This is a genomic window from Streptomyces sp. NPDC054840 (assembly GCF_053611065.1).
In genome coordinates this window covers 19,515-39,840 of sequence record NZ_JBSGZP010000003.1, presented here as the reverse complement: position 1 = coordinate 39,840, position 20,326 = coordinate 19,515, and the positions used below count along the sequence as shown (strand labels likewise).

Here is a 20,326-nt window from a genome sequence, read left to right as displayed (position 1 = left end):
GCGCACGCGCCGGGGCGGGTTTTTCGTCTTGTTCGGCTACGGGGCGGACGGCCGACTACGGCGTACGCTGCGGCTTTATGTGCGGAATCGTGGGTTACGTGGGAGCGCAGGCGGCGCTCGATGTGGTCATCGCCGGACTCAAGCGGCTGGAGTACCGCGGCTACGACTCGGCCGGGGTCGCCGTGCTCGCGGACGGCGGTCTGGCGGCCACCAAGAAGGCCGGGAAGCTGGTCAACCTGGAGAAGGAGCTGGTCGGGCACCCGCTGCCGACCGGTTCCACGGGGCTCGGGCACACCCGGTGGGCGACCCACGGCGGGCCCACCGACGCCAACGCCCACCCGCACCTCGACAACGCGGGGCGCGTGGCCGTCGTACACAACGGCATCATCGAGAACTTCGCCGCGCTGCGGGCCGAGCTGGTCGAGCGCGGACACCGGCTGGACTCCGAGACGGACACCGAGGTCGTGGCGCACCTGCTGGCGGAGCAGTTCTCGTCCACCGGCGATCTCGCGGAAGCCATGCGGCAGGTGTGCCGGCGCCTGGAGGGCGCGTTCACCCTGGTCGCCGTCCACGCCGACGAGCCGGACGTGGTGGTCGGCGCGCGGCGGAACTCGCCCCTGGTGGTGGGCGTCGGAGAGGGCGAGAACTTCCTCGCCTCGGACGTGGCCGCGTTCATCGCCCACACGCGGTCCGCGATCGAGCTGGGGCAGGACCAGGTCGTCGAGCTCCGCCGCGAGGGCGTAACCGTCACCAACTTCGACGGTTCGGCCGCGACCGTGCGGGCGTACCACGTGGACTGGGACGCCTCGGCGGCCGAGAAGGGGGGGTACGACTACTTCATGCTCAAGGAGATCGCCGAGCAGCCGAAGGCCGTCGCCGACACCCTCCTGGGCAGGATCGACGCGAGCGGCTCGCTGACCCTGGACGAGGTGCGCATCCCCGTCTCGGTGCTCAGGGAGGTCGACAAGGTCGTGATCGTGGCATGCGGTACGGCCTACCACGCGGGCATGATCGCGAAGCTGGCCATCGAGCACTGGACCCGCATCCCGTGCGAGACGGAGCTGGCGAGCGAGTTCCGCTACCGCGACCCGATCCTGGACCAGCGCACGCTGGTGGTCGCGATCTCGCAGTCCGGCGAGACCATGGACACCCTGATGGCGCTGCGCCACGCGCGCGAGCAGGGCGCCCGGGTCCTGGCCGTCTGCAATACGAACGGGTCGACGATCCCGCGCGAGTCGGATGCCGTGCTCTACACGCACGCCGGCCCCGAGGTGGCCGTCGCCTCGACCAAGGCCTTCCTGACGCAGCTGGTGGCCTGCTACCTGGTCGCGCTCTACCTCGGACAGGTCCGGGGCACGAAGTGGGGCGACGAGATCCAGGCCGTCATCCGCGAGCTGTCGGACATCGCCGCGGCCGTGGACACGGTCCTGGAGACCATGGAGCCGGTGCGGGAGCTCGCGCGCTCGCTCGCCGACAAGAACACGGTGCTGTTCCTGGGACGGCACGTCGGCTACCCGGTGGCGCTGGAGGGCGCGCTCAAGCTCAAGGAGCTGGCGTACATGCACGCCGAGGGCTTCGCGGCGGGCGAGCTCAAGCACGGGCCGATCGCGCTGATCGAGAAGGACCTGCCGGTGGTGGTGGTCGTGCCCTCGCCGCGCGGCCGGTCGGTGCTCCACGACAAGATCGTGTCGAACATCCAGGAGATCCGGGCGCGCGGGGCGCGGACCATCGTGATCGCCGAGGAGGGTGACGAGGCGGTCGTCCCCTACGCCGACCACCTGATCCGGATCCCGGCGACGCCGACGCTGCTCCAGCCGCTGGTGGCGACGGTTCCGCTGCAGGTGTTCGCGTGCGAGCTGGCGACGGCGCGCGGCAACGAGGTGGACCAGCCGCGTAACCTCGCCAAGTCGGTGACCGTGGAGTAGTAGTCGGCTGGAGTTGTCGTTGTGATTATCGGCGTCGGGATCGACGTAGCGGAGATCGAACGGTTCGGCGCGGCGCTGGAGCGCACGCCGAACCTGGCCGGGCGGCTCTTCGTCGACGCCGAGTTGACGCTGCCGAGCGGCGAGCGGCGCGGGACCGCCTCGCTCGCCGCGCGGTTCGCCGCCAAGGAGGCGCTGGCCAAGGCGCTGGGCGCGCCCGGCGGCATGCTGTGGACCGACGCCGAGGTGTACGTCGAGGCCACCGGGCAGCCGAGGCTGCGGGTGTCCGGGACGGTCGAGGCGCGGGCGCTGGAGCTGGGAGTGAAGTCCTGGCACATCTCCCTCAGCCACGACGCGGGGGTCGCCTCCGCCGTGGTGATCGCGGAAGGTTAGGGGCGGTCCGTGCGAACTGCTTACAGCGTGGAGACCGTACGGGCCGCCGAGCGGGAGCTGATGGCCCGGCTGCCCGAGGGCGCCCTGATGCAGCGGGCGGCGGCCGGCCTGGCCGCCGTGTGCGCCGGGCTGCTGCGGCGGGCCCGCGGCGGGGTGTACGGGGCCCGGGTCGTGCTGCTCGTCGGCCCGGGGGACAACGGCGGCGACGCGCTGTACGCGGGCGCCCGGCTGGCCCGGCGCGGGGCCGGGGTGACGGCCGTGCCGATGGACCCCGAGCGGATGCACCCCGGCGGGCTGGCCGCGCTGCGGGCCGCCGGGGGACGGGTGGAGCGGGCCGTTCCGCGGCGGGCGGACCTCGTACTGGACGGGCTGCTCGGGATCGGCGGGCGCGGCGGGCTGCGCCCGGCGGCCGCGGCCCTGGTGGAGCGGATCCCGGCGGGGGTCCCCGTGGTCGCGGTGGACCTGCCGAGCGGGGTGGACGCGGACACCGGGGAGGTGGCGGGGCCGGCCGTGACGGCCGATGTGACGGTGACCTTCGGGGCGTACAAGCCCGGCCTGCTGATCGACCCCGGGGCCTCGCGAGCGGGCGCGGTGCATCTCGTCGGCATCGGGCTGGAACTGCCGTCGGCGGAGGTGGAGGCCCTGCAGCACGCGGATGTGGCGGGGCTGCTGCCGGAGCCGACGGCGACGAGCGACAAGTACCGGCGGGGTGTGGTCGGGATCGTCGCCGGGTCCGTGCAGTACCCGGGCGCGGCGGTGCTGGCCGTGGCGGGAGCGCTGCGGGGCGGTGCGGGCGCGGTGCGGTACGTGGGGCCGGCGGCGGAGGCGGTGCTCGCCCGCTACCCCGAGACGCTGATCGGGCCCGGCCGGGTGCAGGCGTGGGTGGTCGGCCCGGGGCTGGGCGAGGGGCGCGCCGGCGAGGTCGCGGAGCTGCTGGCGGAGGACGCGGCGGTGCTGGTCGACGCGGACGGCCTGCGCGGGCTGGACGCGGCGGCGCTGCAGGCCCGGACGGCCCCCACCCTGCTGACCCCGCACGCGGGGGAGGCCGCGGCGCTGCTGGGGGTGGAGCGGAGATCGGTGGAGGCGGCCCGGCTGGACTCCGTACGGGCGCTGGCGCAGCGGTACGGCGCGGCGGTGCTGCTGAAGGGCTCGACGACGCTGGTCGCCTCGGGCGGCGGAGCCGTTCGGGTGAACCCGACGGGCACCCCGTGGCTGGCCACCGCGGGCAGTGGTGACGTGCTGTCCGGGCTGGCCGGGTCCCTCCTGGCGGGCGGGCTGTCCGGGGCGGACGCGGGCGCGGCCGGCGCGTACCTCCACGGCCTGGCGGCCCGCCGTGTCGGGGGCCCGCTCCTGGCCCACCAGGTCGCCGAAGCCCTCCCGGAAGCCTGGCGGGACACCCGCCACCCCTGACCGTGCGGACGGTCGCCCCGGGGCTCCGCCCGGTCCCGGCCGGGCCCGGGGAGCGGTGAAAGGGCGGGGCGCGGGGAGCGGCTGCCCGCAGCGGTGGCCCGCACGGACCCCGCACCGACCCGCACCGACCCCGCGGCGCGCCCGGCCGGTCGTGGCGGAAGCCCGGTGGCCGGGCGGGCCGGCCCCCGCAGGGCCGGGCGGGGGTTCTGAGAGACTGGGGGCGATGAACGAGACAGCGACGCGCGTGTACGCCGAGATCGATCTTGACGCCGTACGGGAGAACGTGCGCGCACTGCGCGAGCGGGCTCCCCGGGCCGACTTGATGGCCGTGGTCAAGGCGAACGCCTACGGGCACGGGGCCCTGGAGTGCGCCAGGGCCGCCCAGGAGGCCGGTGCCACCTGGCTCGGTACCGCCACGCCCTACGAGGCCCTCGCACTCCGCTCCGCCGGAATCCAGGGGCGCCTCATGTGCTGGCTCTGGATCCCGGGCGGGCCCTGGCGGGAGGCCGTCGAGGCCGGTATCGACGTCTCCGTGAGCGGAATGTGGGCCCTCGACGAGGTGCGCGAGGCCGCCCGCGAGGCAGGCCGCACAGCGCGCATCCAGCTCAAGGCCGACACGGGCCTCGGCCGCAACGGCTGCCAGCCCGCCGACTGGGAGGCGCTGGTCGGAGCGGCCGTCGCCGCCCAGGCCGAGGGAACCGTCCAGGTCACCGGTGTCTGGTCGCACTTCGCCTGCGCCGACGAGCCCGGGCACCCCTCGATCCAGCTCCAGCTGGCCGCCTTCCGCGACATGCTCGCGTACGCCGAGAAGGAGGGGGTCGAGCCCGAGGTCCGGCACATTGCCAACTCGCCGGCCACCCTCACCCTGCCCGAGTCGCACTTCGACCTGGTGCGCTGCGGGGTGGCCGTCTACGGGATCTCGCCGGCTCCCGAGCTCGGCACCCCCGCCCAGCTGGGCCTGCGGCCCGCGATGACCCTCAAGGCCTCCCTCGCACTGGTCAAGACGGTCCCCGCCGGGCACGGGGTGAGCTACGGCCACCACTACGTCACCGACGCCGAGACGACCCTCGCGCTGGTCCCGGCCGGCTACGCCGACGGCATCCCGCGGCAGGCTTCCGGCCTCGGTCCGGTGCTTGTCGGCGGCAAGGTCCGCCGGGTCGCCGGGCGCGTCGCGATGGATCAGTTCGTGGTCGACTTGGAGGGAGACCACGCCCGCGCGGGTGACGAGGCCGTCATCTTCGGGGACGCCGAGCGTGGTGAACCGACCGCCGAGGACTGGGCACGAGCGGCGCACACGATCGCGTATGAGATCGTCACCCGTATCGGTGCACGGGTGCCCCGGGTGTACCTCGGCGGCTGAGCGGAGTGAGGGCGGCGGCGTGAGCGAGAACTGGCGCAAGGCCGGCTGGGCCGGCGCCGCCATCGGCGTGATGGCCGCGGGCGCGGCGGCCGGTGTCGCGGTCGAACGGATCACCGTGGGGCGCGGCATGCGGATGAAGGCACGCCTCGCACTCGACGCGGCCGGGGACTACGGGTCCCTGCGCGGTGCCGAGGGGATCTGCCGGGCCGAGGACGCCACCGAGCTCTACTACGAGATCGACGAGCTTCCCGAGGACGGCAAGCGGCGGCGGCTGCGGCGCAGGGCCGAACCCCAGGCCACCGTGGTCTTCTGCCACGGCTACTGCCTCGGGCAGGACTCCTGGCACTTCCAGCGCGCCGCCCTGCGCGGTGTGGTCCGCGCGGTCTACTGGGACCAGCGCAGCCACGGACGCAGCGCCCGCGGCCTCGTCCAGGCGGACGGTGAGCCGGTGAGCATCGACCAGCTCGGCCGGGACCTCAAGACCGTCATCGACGCGACCGCCCCCGAGGGGCCGCTGATCCTGGTGGGTCACTCGATGGGCGGAATGACCATCATGGGATTCGCCGAGCAGTACCCCGACCTCATCCGTGACCGCGTTGTCGGCGTCGCCCTGATCGGCACCTCCACCGGCCGCCTCGACGAGGTGACGTACGGGCTTCCGGCTGTCGGCATGGGAGCCGTGCGCCGGCTCCTGCCGGGCGTGCTCAAGGCGCTCGGCTCGCAGGTGGAGCTGGTGGAGAAGGGCCGCCGGGCCACCGCGGACCTCTTCGCCGGAATGATCAAGATGTATTCGTTCGGCTGCCGGGACGTGGATCCGGGCGTCGCGCGGTTCGCGGAGCGGCTGATCGAGGCCACGCCCATCGATGTGGTCGCCGAGTTCTATCCGGCCTTCCAGACCCACGACAAGACCTCGGCGCTCCAGCTGTTCGCGGACCTGCCGGTCACGGTCATAGCGGGGGACAGGGACATGATCACCCCGCCCGCGCACAGCGTCGCCATCAAGGAGGCGCTCCCCGGCGCCGACCTCGTCGTCCTGGAGTCCACCGGGCACCTGATGATGCTGGAACGCCCGGAGACCGTGACGCGGCTGCTCATCGAGCTGCTGGCGCGCACCGGGGCGGCGGCCGTCCCCGCAGCGACTAACGTTGGCGGGCATGGAAGAAGTACCGCTGGAAGCACAGCGCAGCCAGGCGCCGGCACCTGAGGCCGCGGCCGGCGCGGAGACCCGGATCACCATCGATTCCCCGGACGCGATGCAGGAATTGGGCCGCAGGATCGCCGCCCTGCTGCGCCCCGGCGACCTCGTCCTGCTGACCGGCGAGCTGGGCGCGGGCAAGACCACGCTGACCCGGGGGCTCGGCGAGGGCCTGGGCGTGCGTGGGGCCGTGACCTCGCCGACCTTCGTGATCGCCCGTGTGCACCCGTCAGTGACCGGCGGACCGGCGCTGGTGCACGTGGACGCGTACCGCCTGGGCGGCGGGCTGGACGAGATGGAGGACCTGGACCTCGACGTCTCGCTGCCCGAGTCCGTGGTCGTCGTGGAGTGGGGCGACGGCAAGGTGGAGGAGCTCTCGGACGACCGGCTGCACGTGGTGATCGCACGGGCGGTCGGCCACGAGGAGGTCCTGGACGACGTACGGGAGGTCCTGGTGCGCGGGGTCGGAGCGCGCTGGAGCACCGGGGCCGGACTGGACGCGCTGGCCGGCGCCCTCTCGTAGGAAACGTACCGACAAGCCGTCGGCAAGATATTGCGCTGTCGGCAGCCCTCGTGGTGACATGGTACCGAGAGTTTCTTAGGTATGCCTAAGTACGGTGTCCCGGGTCCAGGAGGCAGCCATGTCGGCACCAGCAGGAGCACATCGCGAACCCCGCCCGTCCACCGTCTCCATGTGGACGCTCCTCGCCGCCGGCGTGGCCGCCACCGCCGTCTCGACGCCACCGGCGCGGGAGTACGCCACGGGCCCGGGCGGGCCGGTGGACACCGCACACGAAAAGGCCGCTCCGGAATCCGAAGCGGCCTAGGTCGTCCCGTCGCGTCACCCTGTCGGGTGAAGAGCGGGCGATCCGTCAGCGGCCGGTCAGGGGACGACGACGACCTTCGAGGCGATCGTCGCGAAGGCCCACATCGCGTCGCCGTCGGCACGGGTCATGCGGATGCCGCCGGTCTTCTTGTTCGGGTCGGGCTCCGGCAGCGCGCCGTCCGTGCGGGCGCTGAAACCGACCGCCACGCCCTCCGTGCTCGCGAACCGCACGACGTGCTCGATCGGCACGCCGTCCGAGCCGGTGACCGAACCCGAGCGCGAACCGACCGTGTAGCTGCCCGGCTTCGGGTGCACCGTGCTCGGCATCACCGTGAACGACTTCGGCGGCTGCGCGGGGTCGCCCACCAGCCACACCCGCTTCTGGCCCACCGAGTACACGACGCGCACCCCGGTGCCGGAACCCTCGGGCACGGCCACCGGCTTCGCCGGGTCCTGCTTGGCGGCCGGGCTCGCGGCGGGGCCGGGCTCCTGCGCGGCGGCCTTCGGGGGGTGTGCGGGCGCCGTGGCGGAAGCCTGGTAGCCGAGGAAGCCGACGACGGCCACTGCCGCGGCCGTGAGCCCGGCCACGATTCCCGAGCTGCTGCGTGCCACCTTGCTCCACCTTTCCGCGCCGACTGATACCACGTCCGGTACCCCGTCGAAAGGTAGCAGCCACCCTGCTCCGAGACCGGCCGCAAGGGGTGCGGCCGCCGGAGTCGTAGGCTGTTCGCGTGCTCTTGCTCGCCGTAGATACCGCCACGCCCGCCGTCACCGTCGCCCTGCACGACGGTGAGTCCGTCGTCGCCGAGTCGAACCAGGTCGACGCCCGCCGCCACGGGGAGCTCCTGCTGCCCTCCGTGGACAAGGTCCTCGCCGAGGCCGGGGTCACGCTCGAAGCCGTCACCGGCGTCGTCGTCGGTGTCGGCCCCGGCCCCTACACCGGGCTGCGCGTCGGCCTCGTCACCGCCTCCACCTTCGCCGCCGTGCTGGGCGTGCCCGTGCACGGCCTGTGCACGCTCGACGGCCTCGCGTACGCCGCCGGCGCCGCCGGGATCGAGGGCCCCTTCACCGTCGCCACCGACGCGCGGCGCAAGGAGGTCTACTGGGCACGGTACGAGGACCCGCGCACGCGCGTCGGCGGGCCCGCCGTGGACCGCCCGGCGGACATCGCCGAACAGGTCGCGGGCGTGCCCGCGGTCGGCCAGGGCGCGCTCCTGTACCCCGAGGTGTTCACGGACGCCCGGGGCCCCGAGCACCAGTCGGCCGCCGCGCTGGCCTCGCTGGCCGCGGAACGACTGGCGGCGGGCCTGGAGTTCCTGCCGCCGACCCCGCTCTACCTGCGCCGGCCCGACGCGCAGGTACCGAAGAACTACAAGGTGGTCACCCCGCAGTGACGGCCCACACGCTGCGCGAGATGCGCTGGTGGGACATCGGGCCCGTGCTGGAACTGGAGCACGAGCTGTTCCCCGAGGACGCCTGGTCCGCCGGGATGTTCTGGTCCGAACTCGCCCACGCACGCGGCCCGCAGGCCACGCGCCGCTACGTCGTCGCCGAGGACGCGGCGGGCCGGCTGGTCGGATACGCCGGACTGGCCGCCGCCGGCGACCTGGCCGACGTGCAGACCATCGCGGCGGCCCGCGACCAGTGGGGGACCGGGCTCGGCGCCCGGCTCCTGACCGACCTGCTGCGCGCCGCCACCGCGTTCGAGTGCGCCGAGGTGCTGCTGGAGGTACGGGTGGACAACACCCGCGCCCAGAAGCTCTACGAGCGCTTCGGCTTCGAGCCCATCGGCTTCCGGCGCGGCTATTACCAGCCCGGCAACGTCGACGCGCTCGTCATGCGCCTGACCGACCCCGCACAAGCACGAACTGAGAGCAGTGAGAGCAATGGCTGACGAACCGCTCGTCCTCGGCATCGAGACGTCCTGCGACGAGACCGGCGTCGGCGTCGTCCGCGGCACCACCCTGCTCGCGGACGCGATCGCGTCGAGCGTCGACGAGCACGCCCGCTTCGGCGGCGTCGTGCCCGAGGTGGCCTCACGGGCCCACCTGGAGGCGATGGTCCCCACCATCGAACGCGCCCTGAAGGAGGCCGGGGTCAGCGCCCGCGACCTCGACGGCATCGCCGTCACCGCGGGTCCCGGGCTCGCCGGTGCGCTGCTCGTGGGCGTTTCGGCGGCCAAGGCCTACGCCTACGCGCTCGGCAAGCCGCTGTACGGGGTGAACCACCTGGCCTCCCACATCTGCGTGGACCAGCTGGAGCACGGGCCGCTGCCGGAACCCACGATGGCGCTGCTGGTGTCCGGCGGGCACTCGTCGCTGCTGCTGGCCCCGGACATCACCTCCGACGTACGGCCGCTCGGCGCGACCATCGACGACGCGGCGGGCGAGGCCTTCGACAAGATCGCGCGCGTGCTCCAGCTGGGGTTCCCCGGCGGTCCGGTCATCGACCGGCTCGCGCGTGAGGGCGACCCGAAGGCGATCAACTTCCCGCGCGGGCTGACGGGCCCGCGCGACGCCGCGTACGACTTCTCCTTCTCCGGGCTCAAGACGGCCGTCGCCCGCTGGATCGAGGCGAAGCGGAAGGCGGGGGAGGACGTCCCGGTACGCGACGTGGCGGCGTCCTTCCAGGAGGCCGTGGTGGACGTGCTGACGCGCAAGGCGATCCGGGCGTGCAAGGACGAGGGCGTCGACCACCTGATGATCGGCGGCGGTGTGGCGGCCAATTCCCGGCTGCGCTCGCTGGCGCAGGAGCGGTGCGACGCCGCGGGGATCGTGCTGCGCGTGCCGCGGCCGAAGCTGTGCACGGACAACGGCGCGATGGTCGCGGCCCTGGGCGCGGAGATGGTCAAGCGGAACCGGCCCGCCTCGGACTGGGACCTGTCGGCGGACTCCTCGCTGCCGGTGACGGACCCGCACGTGCCGGGTGCCGCGCCCGGGCACGATCACGGGAGCGGCCACGGGCACGGCCACGGGAATGGGCATGGGCACAGTCACGATCACGACCACGTGCACGAACTGAGCAAGGACAACCTGTACTCGTGAGCACCGTCGCGCTGATGTGGGAGGCCCGGGCCGCCGACGGCCGGGGCAACGAACTGCTGGAGTGGGCCCGCGCCCAGGTCCTCGCCCGGGAGCCGGTGCGCCGCGAGGTGTTCCGGGCCCCGCAGGACCGGGTCCTCGTGATCACCTGGTGGGAGGCCGCCGAGGGCGTCGCGGGCGACCTCCCCGAGCTGCCCGAACCCGCGGCCGACCTGATCACCCGGGCGGTCCACCGCTGGCGGTTCGAGTCGGTGGAGGTCGACGGGGGCTGAGCAGGGCCGGTGGCCGGACCCCTGCGGCAGCCGTACCACCGGCGCGGGCCCCGGCCCCGCCCGCGCCCGGCCCGGCATGTCGGTACCCGGCCCGCGCCGCCCGGCGTCTCACCGGTCGGGCGTCGCCGCAGGCGGTACGGCTGGTGCGCCGATGAGCATCGAGGGGGCTCCCGCCACCCGGGTCAGGAAGACGGTCGCGGAGTTCGGTCCCTGCGGCTTGACCTTCTTGCGCAGCTCCTCGGGCTCGATCGCCGAGCCGCGTTTCTTCACGGTCAGGATCCCGACGCCGCGTTCGCGCAGCAGCGCCTTCAGCCTCTTGAGGCCGAAGGGCAGCACATCGGTGATCTCGTACGCCGTCGCGTACGGCGTCACGCGCAGCTCGTCGGCGGTGATGTAGGCGATGGTCGGGTCGATCAGCCGGCCGTCCAGCTGCCCGGCGACCTCGGCGACCAGATGGGCGCGGATCACGGCGCCGTCGGGCTCGTAGAGCCACCGGCCGACCGGCCCGGCCGCCGGATCGGGCAGCGGATCGGCGGTGTGCAGCCCGCGCGGTCCGGGGAGCAGGGTGGCGCGCACGGTCCCGGGCGCGGTCCCGAACCAGAGCACGGCCTCCTTGACGTCCCCCTGGTCGGAGATCCACTCGGCCTCGGCCGCCGCGGGCACCGCCTCGTGCGGGATCCCTGGGGCGATCTTGATGGCGGCGTACTTCGCCGCCCGGGCCGTCTCCACCGCCCATGACAGCGGCGGCGAGTACGACTCCGGGTCGAAGATCCGGCCGCGCCCCCCGCGCCGGGCCGGGTCGATGAAGACGGCGTCGTAGCCGGCGGTGTCCACCTCCGTCACATCCGCCTCCCGGACCTCGATCAGGTCCGCCAGCCCCAGCGCCTCGGCGTTGGCGCGCGCGACGGCGACGGTGAGCGGGTCGTGGTCCACCGCGAGCACCCGGATGCCGAGCCGGGCCAGCGCGAGGGCGTCCCCGCCGATGCCGCAGCACAGGTCCGCGAGGCTGCGTACGCCGAGGGCCGCGAGCCGCTCGGCCCGGTACGAGGCCACGGACGCGCGGGTGGCCATCTCGCCGCCGCCGGGCGTGAAGTACATCCGGAAGGCGTCCTCCGCGCCGAACTTCGCCACCGCGCGCTGCCGCAGCCGGGCCTGCCCGAGCGCGGCGGAGACCAGGGCGGCGGGGTGCTCTCGGCGCAGCCGGGTGGCGACGGCCAGCTCCTGGGAGGGGTCGTACTCGCGGAGCGAGTCGAGGAGGGCAAGGCCCTCGGGGGTGAGGAGGGCGGCGAAGTCTTCGGGGGTCACGGGTCCATTGTCGGCGACGGGCGGTCCGGCACGGGCGGGCGCGGGCGGGGCGCCGGCAGGCCGTGCGCGGGCGTCCCGGGGGTGTCCCGGGGGTGTCCCCGGGGCGGCCGGTGTGGGCCAGTCGAAGGAAGGTGTGACCGCGTTCGCGGTGTCTTCCCGGGGAGGCCGTGTGTCGGGTGCCAGGATGCGCAGCTATGCAGCTAGTACGACAAAAGGGAAATAAGTCGCAACAGGGTCACCGGTACGCGGCAGGTCCGCGCGGCCGGTTCGGGGTGGCCGTGGCGGCCCTGCTCGTCGCCGCCCTCGGGACGGCGTGCGGCTCCGGGGACTCCGGGCCGGACAAGGCCGCGAAGGCCAAGGCGAAGGCGGCGGAGGCGGGCGCCGCAGGCGCGCTCAGTGCCGCCGAGAAGGCCAAGGCGGCACAGCAGGCGCGCGTCGTCGCGGCGAAGAAGTGGGGACTGCGCAAGACCCCCCTCGCCGCCCCGCCCGCGCCGAAGGAGAAGCCCCACATCCCCACGCGCGACGGCTTCGAGGTGGAGGACCAGGAGGAGTACCCGAACGTCTTCACCACGGTCCCGACCGAGGACAAGGTCGTCTTCCTGACGATCGACGACGGCTCGGAGAAGGACCCCGAGTTCTTGAAGATGATGCAGGAGCTGAAGATCCCGTACACGGCCTTCCTCAGCGACTACGTCGTACGGGACAACTACCCGTACTTCAAGCAGATGCAGGCCGCGGGCGTCACCCTGAACAACCACACGCTCAACCACCGCTACATGCCCGGCCTGTCCTACGAGCAGCAGCGTGAGGAGATCTGCGGCCAGCAGGACACCATGCAGAAGCAGTTCGGCAAGCGGCCGACCCTCTTCCGGCCGCCGTACGGCAACTACAACCAGGACACGCTGCGCGCGGCCAAGTCCTGCGGCATCAAGGCGGTCCCGCTGTGGAACGCGGAGGCGTTCACCAACCGCATGGACTACCGGGAATGGGACCGCGATCTGCACCCCGGTGACATCATCCTCACTCACTTCCGGGGCAAGGAGGACTGGAAGGGCACGATGCCTGACATGATCCGTCATGTCATGAAGACCGTCACGGACAAGGGATACGCCGTGGCTCGCCTGGAGGACTATTTGTGAAGCACGCGCGCCGGTTGGTAGCCGGAACGCTGGCGGCCGGCGCGCTCGCGCTGTCCCTGACGGGGTGCGGGGACAGCGCGGCCCCCACGGAGAGACTGGCCGCCAAGACGGCGCAGCCGACACCTCAGGCCGGCAGCGCCACGCCGTCGACGGCGTCGCCGGCGCCGGGGGGCGCGTCCGACGAGGCCTACAAGAAGTGGGGCTTGACGGCCCCCCTCCAGTACGCGCCCAAGCCGGCCCGGAAACCGCAGATCCCGACGGCCGGACCGGGGAAGGTCCCGGTGATAGACCGAATACCCGTCCCGGCCGACGACAAGGTCGTCTTCCTGACCTTCGACGACGGCGCGGAGAAGGACCCCGAGTTCCTCAAGATGGCGGCCGACCTCAAGCTGCCGATCAGCATGTTCCTCACGGACAGCGTGGCTTCGTCGGACTACGGGCACTTCGAGAAGATCCGCGACAACGGCTCGGCGAGCACGATAAACAACCACACGCTGACGCACCCGAATCTGCGGACCCTCTCCTTCGAGGGACAGAAGAAAGAGATATGCGGCCAGCAGGAACGCCTGGAGAAGCGCTTCGGTAAGCGCCCGCCGCTTTTCCGCCCGCCCTTCGGCAACTACAACGACGACACCCTCCGGGCGGCCTCGGAGTGCGGAGTCTCGTCCCTGGTGCTGTGGCGGGTCTCGATGCAGATCAACAACTTCCAGTACGCGGCGGGCTCCGCCCTCAAGCCGGGCGACATCGTCCTCGCCCACTTCCGCGGCCCGGGAGAGCTCAAGGGCGCCACCGAAACCCAGATGACGACGCGGATGCTCCAGCGGATCCAGGAACAGGGCTACCGGATCGGGCGGTTGGAGGACTACCTGTAGCCGGGGGTGTCCTGCTGGGGGCCGGCCGGTCCCGAGACGCGGCCCAGGGCGGCGGCCTGACGGGTCGGTGGGGCGCGCCTTTGCGCTACGCGCTCCCCACCTCTCGGCGTCTCCGGGCCCTCCCGGGCCGGCCTACGACGCCCGCGATCCCAGGTGCGTCTCGCCGAGGGCGTCCGACGACCGTCCGGGGACGGCCCTCAGGCGGAGGCGACGACCTCGCCGGCCGTGACCTGCGGCGGGTTGGGCAGGAACCGGGCCAGGTTGTCGCGCACGAAGTCCGCCGCCCTCTCGATCGACGCGTCGGCGCCCGCACGGTCCCGGAAGACGCTGGTGGACACCATGACCCCGGCTCCGGCATCGACCCAGAAGTACGCCACGAATCCCGGGACCTGACGCATGAGCGGCACGAACCCGTCGTCGACGATGCGCCCGGCTTCGGCCGGGTCGGTCACTCCTTCATACCGCCGGATCGCTGCGTACATGGTGGATCTCCTCAATGGTGCTCGGCGTCGTCGTTACGACGAAGGCGTACCCCGACCGGCACCTCCTCGGCCGCGCTGCGCCCGGCAATCACCGGAAGGGACCTGGCCCTTCGGGCGGACGGCCGTCCCTCCAGGGTGCGGGCATGGGCGCCGACGTACTCCACCGCGGGACCACCATGCACGACGAGTGCGTGCCACCCGATCCCGTCGACCGTCTCCTCACCCTCGGGCACGCCGACGTGGTGCGCGAGCAGGCCCTGGCGGAGGACGGCGACCGGTTCTGCGCCCGCGCCTGGGCGCGGCTGCCGGCCGACGGGGGCGCGCTGGAGGAGGCCCTTGAGGTACTGGCCCCCTACGTCGGAACCGGTGGACGGCGACCGCCGAGGCCGCTCGGCTGCTGGACGCCGGGGGCCGGGGCGTGGAGGCCATCGCTCTCGTCCGCCCCTTCGCCTCGGACGGGGAGCGGTCGGCTCTGCGCGACCTGGCGCTGCTGCTGGCGCGGCACGGGCAGGGCGAGGAGAGGTACGCACTGCTCCTGCCGCACGTCGCCGACTGGCTCATCGCCGAGGCCCTGGTCGAGTGTCCGGCCCAGGACGAGCGGGAGACGCTGAGACATGAGGAGCTCGTAGCGATCGGACGCGCCCATAGCCCCCGGCCCCGGGTCTCTAGTGGGCCCCGTCTCAGGATGGTGCTCACCGGGATCCGCCTGGGCATCTCCGATCCCCGTCCTTCGGTCGAGTTGCTCCCGCCCCCCGAAGCCCCGCCCCGCAGGCGGCCGGCCCGAAGGGGTGGAGGCCTTGCCCCCTACACCCGCACCACCGGCGTGATCGTTGTTTCCACCGGGCCGTGGGAGTCCGCCTCCCGTTGGCGTTCCGCGCTGTCGCTGATGCGCAGGAGCAGCGCGATCATGATCCAGTTGGCCAGGAGGGACGAGCCGCCCTTGGCCAGGAAGGGCAGGGCCTTGCCCGTCAGGGGGATGAGGCCCGTGACGCCGCCCGCGACCACGAAGACCTGCAGGGCCAGCGCCGCCGCCAGGCCCACCGCGAGCAGTTTGCCGAAGGGGTCGCGGGCGGCGAGTGCCATCCGCAGTCCCCGCTGCATGAGGAGGGCGTAGAGGATCAGTACGGCCATGACCCCGGCCAGGCCCAGCTCCTCGCCCACCGTGGTAAGGATGAAGTCGCTGCGCCCGGCGAACGCGATCAGCTCGGGGTGGCCCATGCCCAGGCCCGTGCCGGAGATGCCGCCCGTGCCGAAGCTGAACAGCGCCTGGGCCGACTGGTCCGAGGTGACTCCGGCCGGCCGGTTCTCCCAGTAGAACGACAGCGGGTCGAGCCACGCGGCCACGCGCGCCTTGACGTGCGGCTCCGTCGAGCCGACCACGAAGGCGCCCACCGAGGCCATGAGCAGGCCGCAGACGATCCAGCTGGTGCGTTCGGTGGCGACGTACAGCATCACCACGAACACCCCGAAGAAGATCAGCGAGGTGCCGAGGTCGCGCTCGAAGACCAGCACCAGCATCGAGACGATCCACACCGTGACGATCGGGCCGAGCTGGCGCATCGGGGGGAGCCGCATCCCCAGGAACCTGCGGCCCGTCAGGGCCAGCGAGTCCCGGTGGACGACAAGGTAGCCGGCGAAGAAGATCGCGATCATGATCTTCACAAACTCGCCCGGCTGCAGCGAGAAGCCGAAGAGTTTGATCCAGCGCTTCGCGCCGTAGGTGTCCGCGCCGAAGAAGGCGGGCGCGATCAGCAGCACCAGCGCGACGGCCATGTCGATGTAGATGAACCGCTGCAGCAGCCGGTGGTCGCGCAGCAGCGCCAGCACCAGCAGGCAGGCGGCGACCCCGACCACCGTCCACATCAGCTGGCCGGGGGCGTTCGCGTCCGAGTTGTAGCGCTCGATGTAGCCCTGGTCGAGGCGGTGCAGCAGCACCAGTCCGAGGCCCGTCAGCAGCATGGCGAGCGGGAAGATCAGCGGGTCGGCGTAGGCCGCGAAACGGCGTATGCCCAGATGCCCCACCAGCGACAGCAGGGTCAGGCTGATCGCGAAGTCGACGAATCCGGGCGGCAGCTCGCCGTTCATGGCGAGACTCGCGGCGGCGTGGCCGAAGACGGCGATGGCGATGACGAAGACCAGGAGCAGCGCTTCGGTGCGGCGGCGGGCGACCGCCGATGTCAGGGGTCTCAGCCCACGCACGGGATGCCGCCACCGTCCACGGGGGCGGACGGGAAGGGCGGCGGCGGTGCTGAGGACGGGGCGCCCGGTGCGCCGGGGCCGGTTGCGGAAGCTTTGGGTCCGATCTGCTCGGCAATGAGGCGCTTTATCTTCATATCATCAACGACGTTCATGCCCTTTCCATGGTTCCTTCAGCGGATGCGGGGCGCCCCGCCGGCGTGGGACGCGCCGCCCCCCGGGGGCAGCGGACAGCCGCACCGCCGAGCGCCCGCAGGGGTCACGTGGACGGGAGGGGCCCCCAGGAGTCGGGGTCGACGTCGGTCTGGGGCGGGCGGTTCCGGCGGCGCCTGCGGCGGTCGAGGGCGTCGCGGGTGGCAGCGGTCAGTGCCCAGGCCGGGAACGCGAAGGCGGTCAGCCCCATGCCTATCGGCGCGAGCGAGGTGGCGATGTCCATCTGCACGGCATGGTCGGCCGACGGCCCGCTGACGCGGGCGGTCACCGGCGCTTTCGGCCGCTCGTCGAACACGCCGTCGATCTTGATGCCGGTGAGGGTGAACGAGCCGTCCGAGGCGGTGAAGTCCCCCGCGCACGTCATCGTCCGGGCCCCGTCGGAATCGGGGTTCCCCCAGGCGCAGCGCTCCGCGCGGAACGTGCCTTCCGCCCCGGTCAGTTGGGTGACCAGCCGCGGCACGGCCGTATGGCACATGAAGATCCCGACGGTGATGCCGAGGGTGATCGGGGCGGCGTGGAACCACCGCACGCCGGAGTCCGTCCCGGTCGTACCGGGGACGGTGGTGGGGACAGTGGTGGGGCCCGCGGCCACGGCCGTATCGGTCTCCCGGCGGCGGCGCCGCCGGTGGCGGGCCAGGAGGTCGCGGGTGCCCGCGATCAAGACCCACACGGGGTACGCGAAGCCGAGCAGTCCGATGCCCAGCAGGGGTGCCAGCGACATGAGCCCCGGCCGCACGGCCTCGTCGGCCGACGGCCCGTCGACCCGGGAGGCCACCGGCCCGGCCGGATCGGTTTCGAACAGGCCCTCGGCCGCGATCCGGTGGATGGTGAATGATCCGTCGGCGGCGGTGAAGGAACCGACGCATGCCCGCTGCTGGACCCCGTCGTAGTCCTCCTGCCACCCGCACTGCTCCGCGCGGAAGCTGCCCTCCACCCCCGTCAGCTTGGTCATCAGCCGCGGTCCGGCCAACGAGAACGCGGAGATCCCGATCGCCAGGCCCACGGTGATCGAGATGATGTCGCGCCAGCGGAGCTGTGCGTTTTTCCAGGTCATGGGCCGGAGAGTAGCGATCCCCGAGGGCTTGGAGCCCCGGGTGGGCCCCGTTCCGGGTCCCTTCCGCGCAACGCCGGAGGGTCGGAAATTGGCACTCCGCTTGACCGAGTGCTAATCGCCGGAATAGTCTCGCACCTGGCACTCACCCCTGGTGAGTGCCAACACAGCGACAGGCAGATCCGGCACCCGCGACGACGGATCGACCTGGTCGCCACCTCAGACAGTTAACCCCGGATCTCCGAAGGGGGAGGTCGGATCGTGACGACCACCAGCTCCAAGGTTGCCATCAAGCCGCTTGAGGACCGCATTGTGGTCCAGCCGCTGGACGCCGAGCAGACCACGGCTTCCGGCCTGGTCATCCCGGACACCGCGAAGGAGAAGCCCCAGGAGGGCGTCGTCCTCGCGGTGGGCCCGGGTCGCTTCGAGGACGGCCAGCGTCTCCCGCTGGACGTCACCGTCGGCGACATCGTGCTCTACAGCAAGTACGGCGGCACCGAAGTGAAGTACAGCGGCGAGGAGTACCTCGTCCTCTCTGCTCGCGACGTGCTCGCGATCGTCGAGAAGTAATTCTCTTCATCAGTACTGCTTTGAGCTGCGCCCCTGGTCACCCCGCTGATTGCCGGGCGGCGAGGGGCGCAGCTCGTTAAACCCGAGTTTTCGAGAGGGCTGAACCGCTCCCATGGCGAAGATCCTGAAGTTCGACGAGGACGCCCGTCGCGCCCTCGAGCGCGGCGTCAACAAGCTTGCCGACACGGTCAAGGTGACGATCGGCCCCAAGGGCCGCAACGTCGTCATCGACAAGAAGTTCGGCGCCCCCACCATCACCAACGACGGTGTCACCATCGCTCGCGAGGTCGAGCTGGACGACCCGTACGAGAACCTGGGCGCGCAGCTCGTGAAGGAGGTGGCGACCAAGACCAACGACATCGCGGGTGACGGCACCACCACCGCCACGGTGCTGGCCCAGGCGCTGGTCCGCGAAGGTCTGCGCAACGTCGCCGCGGGTGCTTCCCCGGCGGCCCTGAAGAAGGGCATCGACGCCGCGGTCAAGGCCGTGTCCGAGGAGCTCCTCGCGACCGCCCGCCCGATCGAGGACAAGTCCGACATCGCCGCCGTGGCCGCGCTCTCCGCGCAGGACCAGCAGGTCGGCGAGCTCATCGCCGAGGCGATGGACAAGGTCGGCAAGGACGGTGTCATCACCGTCGAGGAGTCCAACACCTTCGGCCTGGAGCTGGAGTTCACCGAGGGCATGGCCTTCGACAAGGGCTACCTCTCCCCGTACATGGTCTCGGACCAGGAGCGTATGGAGGCCGTCCTCGACGACCCGTACATCCTGATCAACCAGGGCAAGATCTCCTCGATCCAGGACCTCCTGCCGCTGCTGGAGAAGGTCATCCAGGCCGGCGCCTCCAAGCCGCTGCTGATCATCGCCGAGGACGTCGAGGGCGAGGCGCTCTCCACCCTCGTCGTCAACAAGATCCGCGGCACCTTCAACGCGGTGGCCGTCAAGGCCCCCGGCTTCGGTGACCGCCGCAAGGCGATGCTCCAGGACATGGCCACCCTCACCGGTGCCACCGTCATCGCCGAGGAGGTCGGCCTCAAGCTCGACCAGGCCGGTCTGGACGTGCTGGGCTCCGCCCGCCGCGTGACGATCTCCAAGGACGACACCACCATCGTCGACGGTGGCGGCAGCCACGAAGAGGTCCTCGGCCGCGTCAACCAGATCAAGGCCGAGATCGAGTCGACCGACTCGGACTGGGACCGCGAGAAGCTGCAGGAGCGCCTGGCGAAGCTCGCCGGCGGCGTCTGCGTCATCAAGGTCGGCGCCGCCACCCTGGTACTCGACCTCGTCTACGCCGTGATCATCGGTCTGCTCGTGGCCGGGGCTCTCGCCCTGAAGGCGGTGGCGAGTCAGGCACGGATGGAACAGGTCGACTTCCGTCCGGATGTGCCCGGCGAGCACAGCGACGAGGAACACGCCCTGCTCGCGGAGCACATCGTCGCCTACCGCATCGACGGCCCCCTCTTCTTCGCCGGGGCCCACCGCTTCCTCCTCGAGCTCTCCGAGGTCGCCGACGTGAAAGTGGTGATCCTGCGCATGGCGAGGGTGACCACCCTGGACGCCACCGGAGCCCTCGTACTGAAGGACGCGGTTCAGAAGCTGAACCGGCGCGGCATCGCCGTCCTCACCTCCGGCATCCGCCCCGGCCAGCGCCAGGCCCTCGACGCGGTGGGCGCACTCGACCTGCTGCGCCGGGAGGGCCGCGAGTACGCCACTACCCCGGAAGCCATCGCCGGGGCCCGCAAGCACCTGGAGGAGGCGGGCCTGCTGCCGCTCAAGCACCGACCGCACCGCATCCGGAAGGCCGCACGATGACCGTCCCTGCCGACCGCCGCCTCATCGAGATCTCCGGCACCGAGGCCCTCTGGCTCCTCGAAGGCCGGCCCGTGCGCGCTGACCGTCCAACCCGCTTGCACGGGGGCGCGGACGACGAGGCGTCCGTACTCCCCATCACGTGTGCGGCGGGGCGTACGACGGCCAGCCCCCGCTGGACGTGGACAAGGCGGCCCGGGGCGGGGGGACGCCATCGCCGATCCGGACGAGGCCGCCCACTACCGGCGCACCCTGCCAGGCTGTACTCACGG

22 protein-coding genes are annotated in these 20,326 nt (G+C 72.3%); 15 read left to right on the top strand and 7 right to left on the bottom strand.

Annotated elements, in window-relative coordinates; all coding sequences use genetic code 11:
• The first annotated feature begins 77 nt into the window (after positions 1–77).
• The 7 genes from glmS (at position 78) to ACWGIU_RS00745 (ending at position 7,107) form a co-directional block, all read left to right on the top strand.
• Positions 78–1,925 (top strand): glutamine--fructose-6-phosphate transaminase (isomerizing), encoded by a 1,848-nt coding sequence (gene glmS / locus ACWGIU_RS00775; protein ID WP_453701544.1) that lies wholly within the window; start codon positions 78–80, stop codon positions 1,923–1,925.
• Positions 1,926–1,946: 21 nt separating this feature from the next.
• Positions 1,947–2,315, top strand: coding sequence for a holo-ACP synthase (locus ACWGIU_RS00770; RefSeq protein WP_453701543.1), 369 nt, complete (start codon positions 1,947–1,949; stop codon positions 2,313–2,315).
• Between the two features lie 9 nt (positions 2,316–2,324).
• The gene (locus tag ACWGIU_RS00765; RefSeq protein WP_453701542.1) at positions 2,325–3,725 is read left to right on the top strand and encodes an NAD(P)H-hydrate dehydratase; all 1,401 of its coding nucleotides are present in this window, start codon (positions 2,325–2,327) and stop codon (positions 3,723–3,725) included.
• 223 nt (positions 3,726–3,948) lie between these two features.
• The gene (alr, locus tag ACWGIU_RS00760) at positions 3,949–5,085 is read left to right on the top strand and encodes an alanine racemase (protein ID WP_453701541.1); all 1,137 of its coding nucleotides are present in this window, start codon (positions 3,949–3,951) and stop codon (positions 5,083–5,085) included.
• The gene (locus ACWGIU_RS00755; RefSeq protein ID WP_453701540.1) at positions 5,030–6,289 is read left to right on the top strand and encodes an alpha/beta fold hydrolase; all 1,260 of its coding nucleotides are present in this window, start codon (positions 5,030–5,032) and stop codon (positions 6,287–6,289) included. The genes alr and ACWGIU_RS00755 overlap by 56 nt, the downstream gene beginning before the upstream one ends.
• Positions 6,240–6,803: a tRNA (adenosine(37)-N6)-threonylcarbamoyltransferase complex ATPase subunit type 1 TsaE gene (gene tsaE / locus ACWGIU_RS00750; protein WP_453701539.1), complete on the top strand. Its 564-nt coding sequence runs from the start codon at positions 6,240–6,242 to the stop codon at positions 6,801–6,803. The genes ACWGIU_RS00755 and tsaE overlap by 50 nt, the downstream gene beginning before the upstream one ends.
• Before the next feature lie 118 nt (positions 6,804–6,921).
• Positions 6,922–7,107, top strand: a complete 186-nt coding sequence (locus ACWGIU_RS00745; RefSeq protein WP_453701538.1) for a hypothetical protein — start codon at positions 6,922–6,924, stop codon at positions 7,105–7,107.
• Positions 7,108–7,163: 56 nt separating this feature from the next.
• Here the strand turns inward: ACWGIU_RS00745 and ACWGIU_RS00740 are convergent, their stop codons facing one another.
• Positions 7,164–7,718: a hypothetical protein gene (locus tag ACWGIU_RS00740; RefSeq protein ID WP_453701537.1), complete on the bottom strand. Its 555-nt coding sequence runs from the start codon at positions 7,716–7,718 to the stop codon at positions 7,164–7,166.
• A gap of 119 nt (positions 7,719–7,837) precedes the next feature.
• Between ACWGIU_RS00740 and tsaB the strand changes: the two genes are divergently transcribed.
• From tsaB to ACWGIU_RS00720, 4 genes are read left to right on the top strand one after another with little or no spacing between them, the layout of a single operon-like run.
• Positions 7,838–8,500 carry a tRNA (adenosine(37)-N6)-threonylcarbamoyltransferase complex dimerization subunit type 1 TsaB gene (gene tsaB / locus ACWGIU_RS00735; RefSeq protein ID WP_453701536.1) on the top strand — a complete coding sequence of 221 codons (663 nt, stop codon included), beginning with the start codon at positions 7,838–7,840 and terminating at the stop codon, positions 8,498–8,500.
• 20 nt (positions 8,501–8,520) lie between these two features.
• Positions 8,521–9,000, top strand: a complete 480-nt coding sequence (rimI, locus tag ACWGIU_RS00730; RefSeq protein ID WP_202203724.1) for a ribosomal protein S18-alanine N-acetyltransferase — start codon at positions 8,521–8,523, stop codon at positions 8,998–9,000.
• On the top strand, positions 8,993–10,150 hold the full coding sequence (gene tsaD, locus ACWGIU_RS00725) for a tRNA (adenosine(37)-N6)-threonylcarbamoyltransferase complex transferase subunit TsaD (protein ID WP_453701535.1): 1,158 nt from the start codon (positions 8,993–8,995) through the stop codon (positions 10,148–10,150). Before rimI ends, tsaD begins: the two co-directional genes overlap by 8 nt.
• A complete protein-coding gene (locus tag ACWGIU_RS00720) occupies positions 10,147–10,419 on the top strand; it encodes a hypothetical protein (RefSeq protein ID WP_453701534.1) in 273 nt (90 codons plus the stop codon). The genes tsaD and ACWGIU_RS00720 overlap by 4 nt, the downstream gene beginning before the upstream one ends.
• 108 nt (positions 10,420–10,527) lie before the next feature.
• Here the strand turns inward: ACWGIU_RS00720 and ACWGIU_RS00715 are convergent, their stop codons facing one another.
• Positions 10,528–11,724: a class I SAM-dependent methyltransferase gene (locus ACWGIU_RS00715; RefSeq protein WP_453701533.1), complete on the bottom strand. Its 1,197-nt coding sequence runs from the start codon at positions 11,722–11,724 to the stop codon at positions 10,528–10,530.
• 272 nt (positions 11,725–11,996) lie between these two features.
• Here ACWGIU_RS00715 and ACWGIU_RS00710 point away from each other — a divergent pair, with 272 nt between their 5' ends.
• Positions 11,997–12,863, top strand: coding sequence for a polysaccharide deacetylase family protein (locus ACWGIU_RS00710; RefSeq protein ID WP_453701532.1), 867 nt, complete (start codon positions 11,997–11,999; stop codon positions 12,861–12,863).
• Positions 12,860–13,735, top strand: coding sequence for a polysaccharide deacetylase family protein (locus tag ACWGIU_RS00705; RefSeq protein WP_453701531.1), 876 nt, complete (start codon positions 12,860–12,862; stop codon positions 13,733–13,735). Before ACWGIU_RS00710 ends, ACWGIU_RS00705 begins: the two co-directional genes overlap by 4 nt.
• A gap of 197 nt (positions 13,736–13,932) precedes the next feature.
• Here ACWGIU_RS00705 and ACWGIU_RS00700 read toward each other — a convergent pair whose 3' ends face one another.
• The 5 genes from ACWGIU_RS00700 to ACWGIU_RS00680 all read right to left on the bottom strand — a co-directional run bounded on the left by ACWGIU_RS00700 (position 13,933) and on the right by ACWGIU_RS00680 (position 17,680).
• Positions 13,933–14,217 carry a hypothetical protein gene (locus ACWGIU_RS00700; protein ID WP_453701530.1) on the bottom strand — a complete coding sequence of 95 codons (285 nt, stop codon included), beginning with the start codon at positions 14,215–14,217 and terminating at the stop codon, positions 13,933–13,935.
• An 11-nt stretch (positions 14,218–14,228) separates the two neighbouring features.
• Positions 14,229–14,450: a hypothetical protein gene (locus ACWGIU_RS00695; protein ID WP_453701529.1), complete on the bottom strand. Its 222-nt coding sequence runs from the start codon at positions 14,448–14,450 to the stop codon at positions 14,229–14,231.
• Between the two features lie 119 nt (positions 14,451–14,569).
• Positions 14,570–14,833, bottom strand: a complete 264-nt coding sequence (locus tag ACWGIU_RS00690; protein ID WP_453701528.1) for a hypothetical protein — start codon at positions 14,831–14,833, stop codon at positions 14,570–14,572.
• 188 nt (positions 14,834–15,021) lie between these two features.
• Positions 15,022–16,416 (bottom strand): FtsW/RodA/SpoVE family cell cycle protein, encoded by a 1,395-nt coding sequence (locus ACWGIU_RS00685; RefSeq protein ID WP_453701527.1) that lies wholly within the window; start codon positions 16,414–16,416, stop codon positions 15,022–15,024.
• Between the two features lie 256 nt (positions 16,417–16,672).
• On the bottom strand, positions 16,673–17,680 hold the full coding sequence (locus ACWGIU_RS00680) for a hypothetical protein (protein WP_453701526.1): 1,008 nt from the start codon (positions 17,678–17,680) through the stop codon (positions 16,673–16,675).
• A gap of 258 nt (positions 17,681–17,938) precedes the next feature.
• Between ACWGIU_RS00680 and groES the strand changes: the two genes are divergently transcribed.
• A complete protein-coding gene (groES, locus tag ACWGIU_RS00675; protein WP_030389102.1) occupies positions 17,939–18,247 on the top strand; it encodes a co-chaperone GroES in 309 nt (102 codons plus the stop codon).
• 112 nt (positions 18,248–18,359) lie between these two features.
• A complete protein-coding gene (gene groL, locus ACWGIU_RS00670) occupies positions 18,360–20,057 on the top strand; it encodes a chaperonin GroEL (RefSeq protein WP_453701525.1) in 1,698 nt (565 codons plus the stop codon).
• Positions 20,058–20,326: the final 269 nt, after the last annotated feature.

Coding starts and splice junctions, on each gene's coding strand:
- glmS (WP_453701544.1), top strand. CDS start 78: ATGTGCGGAATCGTGGGTTACGTGGGAGCGCAGGCGGCGCTCGATGTG.
- alr (WP_453701541.1), top strand. CDS start 3,949: ATGAACGAGACAGCGACGCGCGTGTACGCCGAGATCGATCTTGACGCC.
- ACWGIU_RS00755 (WP_453701540.1), top strand. CDS start 5,030: ATGAGATCGTCACCCGTATCGGTGCACGGGTGCCCCGGGTGTACCTCG.
- tsaE (WP_453701539.1), top strand. CDS start 6,240: ATGGAAGAAGTACCGCTGGAAGCACAGCGCAGCCAGGCGCCGGCACCT.
- ACWGIU_RS00745 (WP_453701538.1), top strand. CDS start 6,922: ATGTCGGCACCAGCAGGAGCACATCGCGAACCCCGCCCGTCCACCGTC.
- rimI (WP_202203724.1), top strand. CDS start 8,521: ATGCGCTGGTGGGACATCGGGCCCGTGCTGGAACTGGAGCACGAGCTG.
- tsaD (WP_453701535.1), top strand. CDS start 8,993: ATGGCTGACGAACCGCTCGTCCTCGGCATCGAGACGTCCTGCGACGAG.
- ACWGIU_RS00700 (WP_453701530.1), bottom strand. CDS start 14,217: ATGTACGCAGCGATCCGGCGGTATGAAGGAGTGACCGACCCGGCCGAA.
- ACWGIU_RS00690 (WP_453701528.1), bottom strand. CDS start 14,833: ATGTCTCAGCGTCTCCCGCTCGTCCTGGGCCGGACACTCGACCAGGGC.
- ACWGIU_RS00680 (WP_453701526.1), bottom strand. CDS start 17,680: ATGACCTGGAAAAACGCACAGCTCCGCTGGCGCGACATCATCTCGATC.
- groL (WP_453701525.1), top strand. CDS start 18,360: ATGGCGAAGATCCTGAAGTTCGACGAGGACGCCCGTCGCGCCCTCGAG.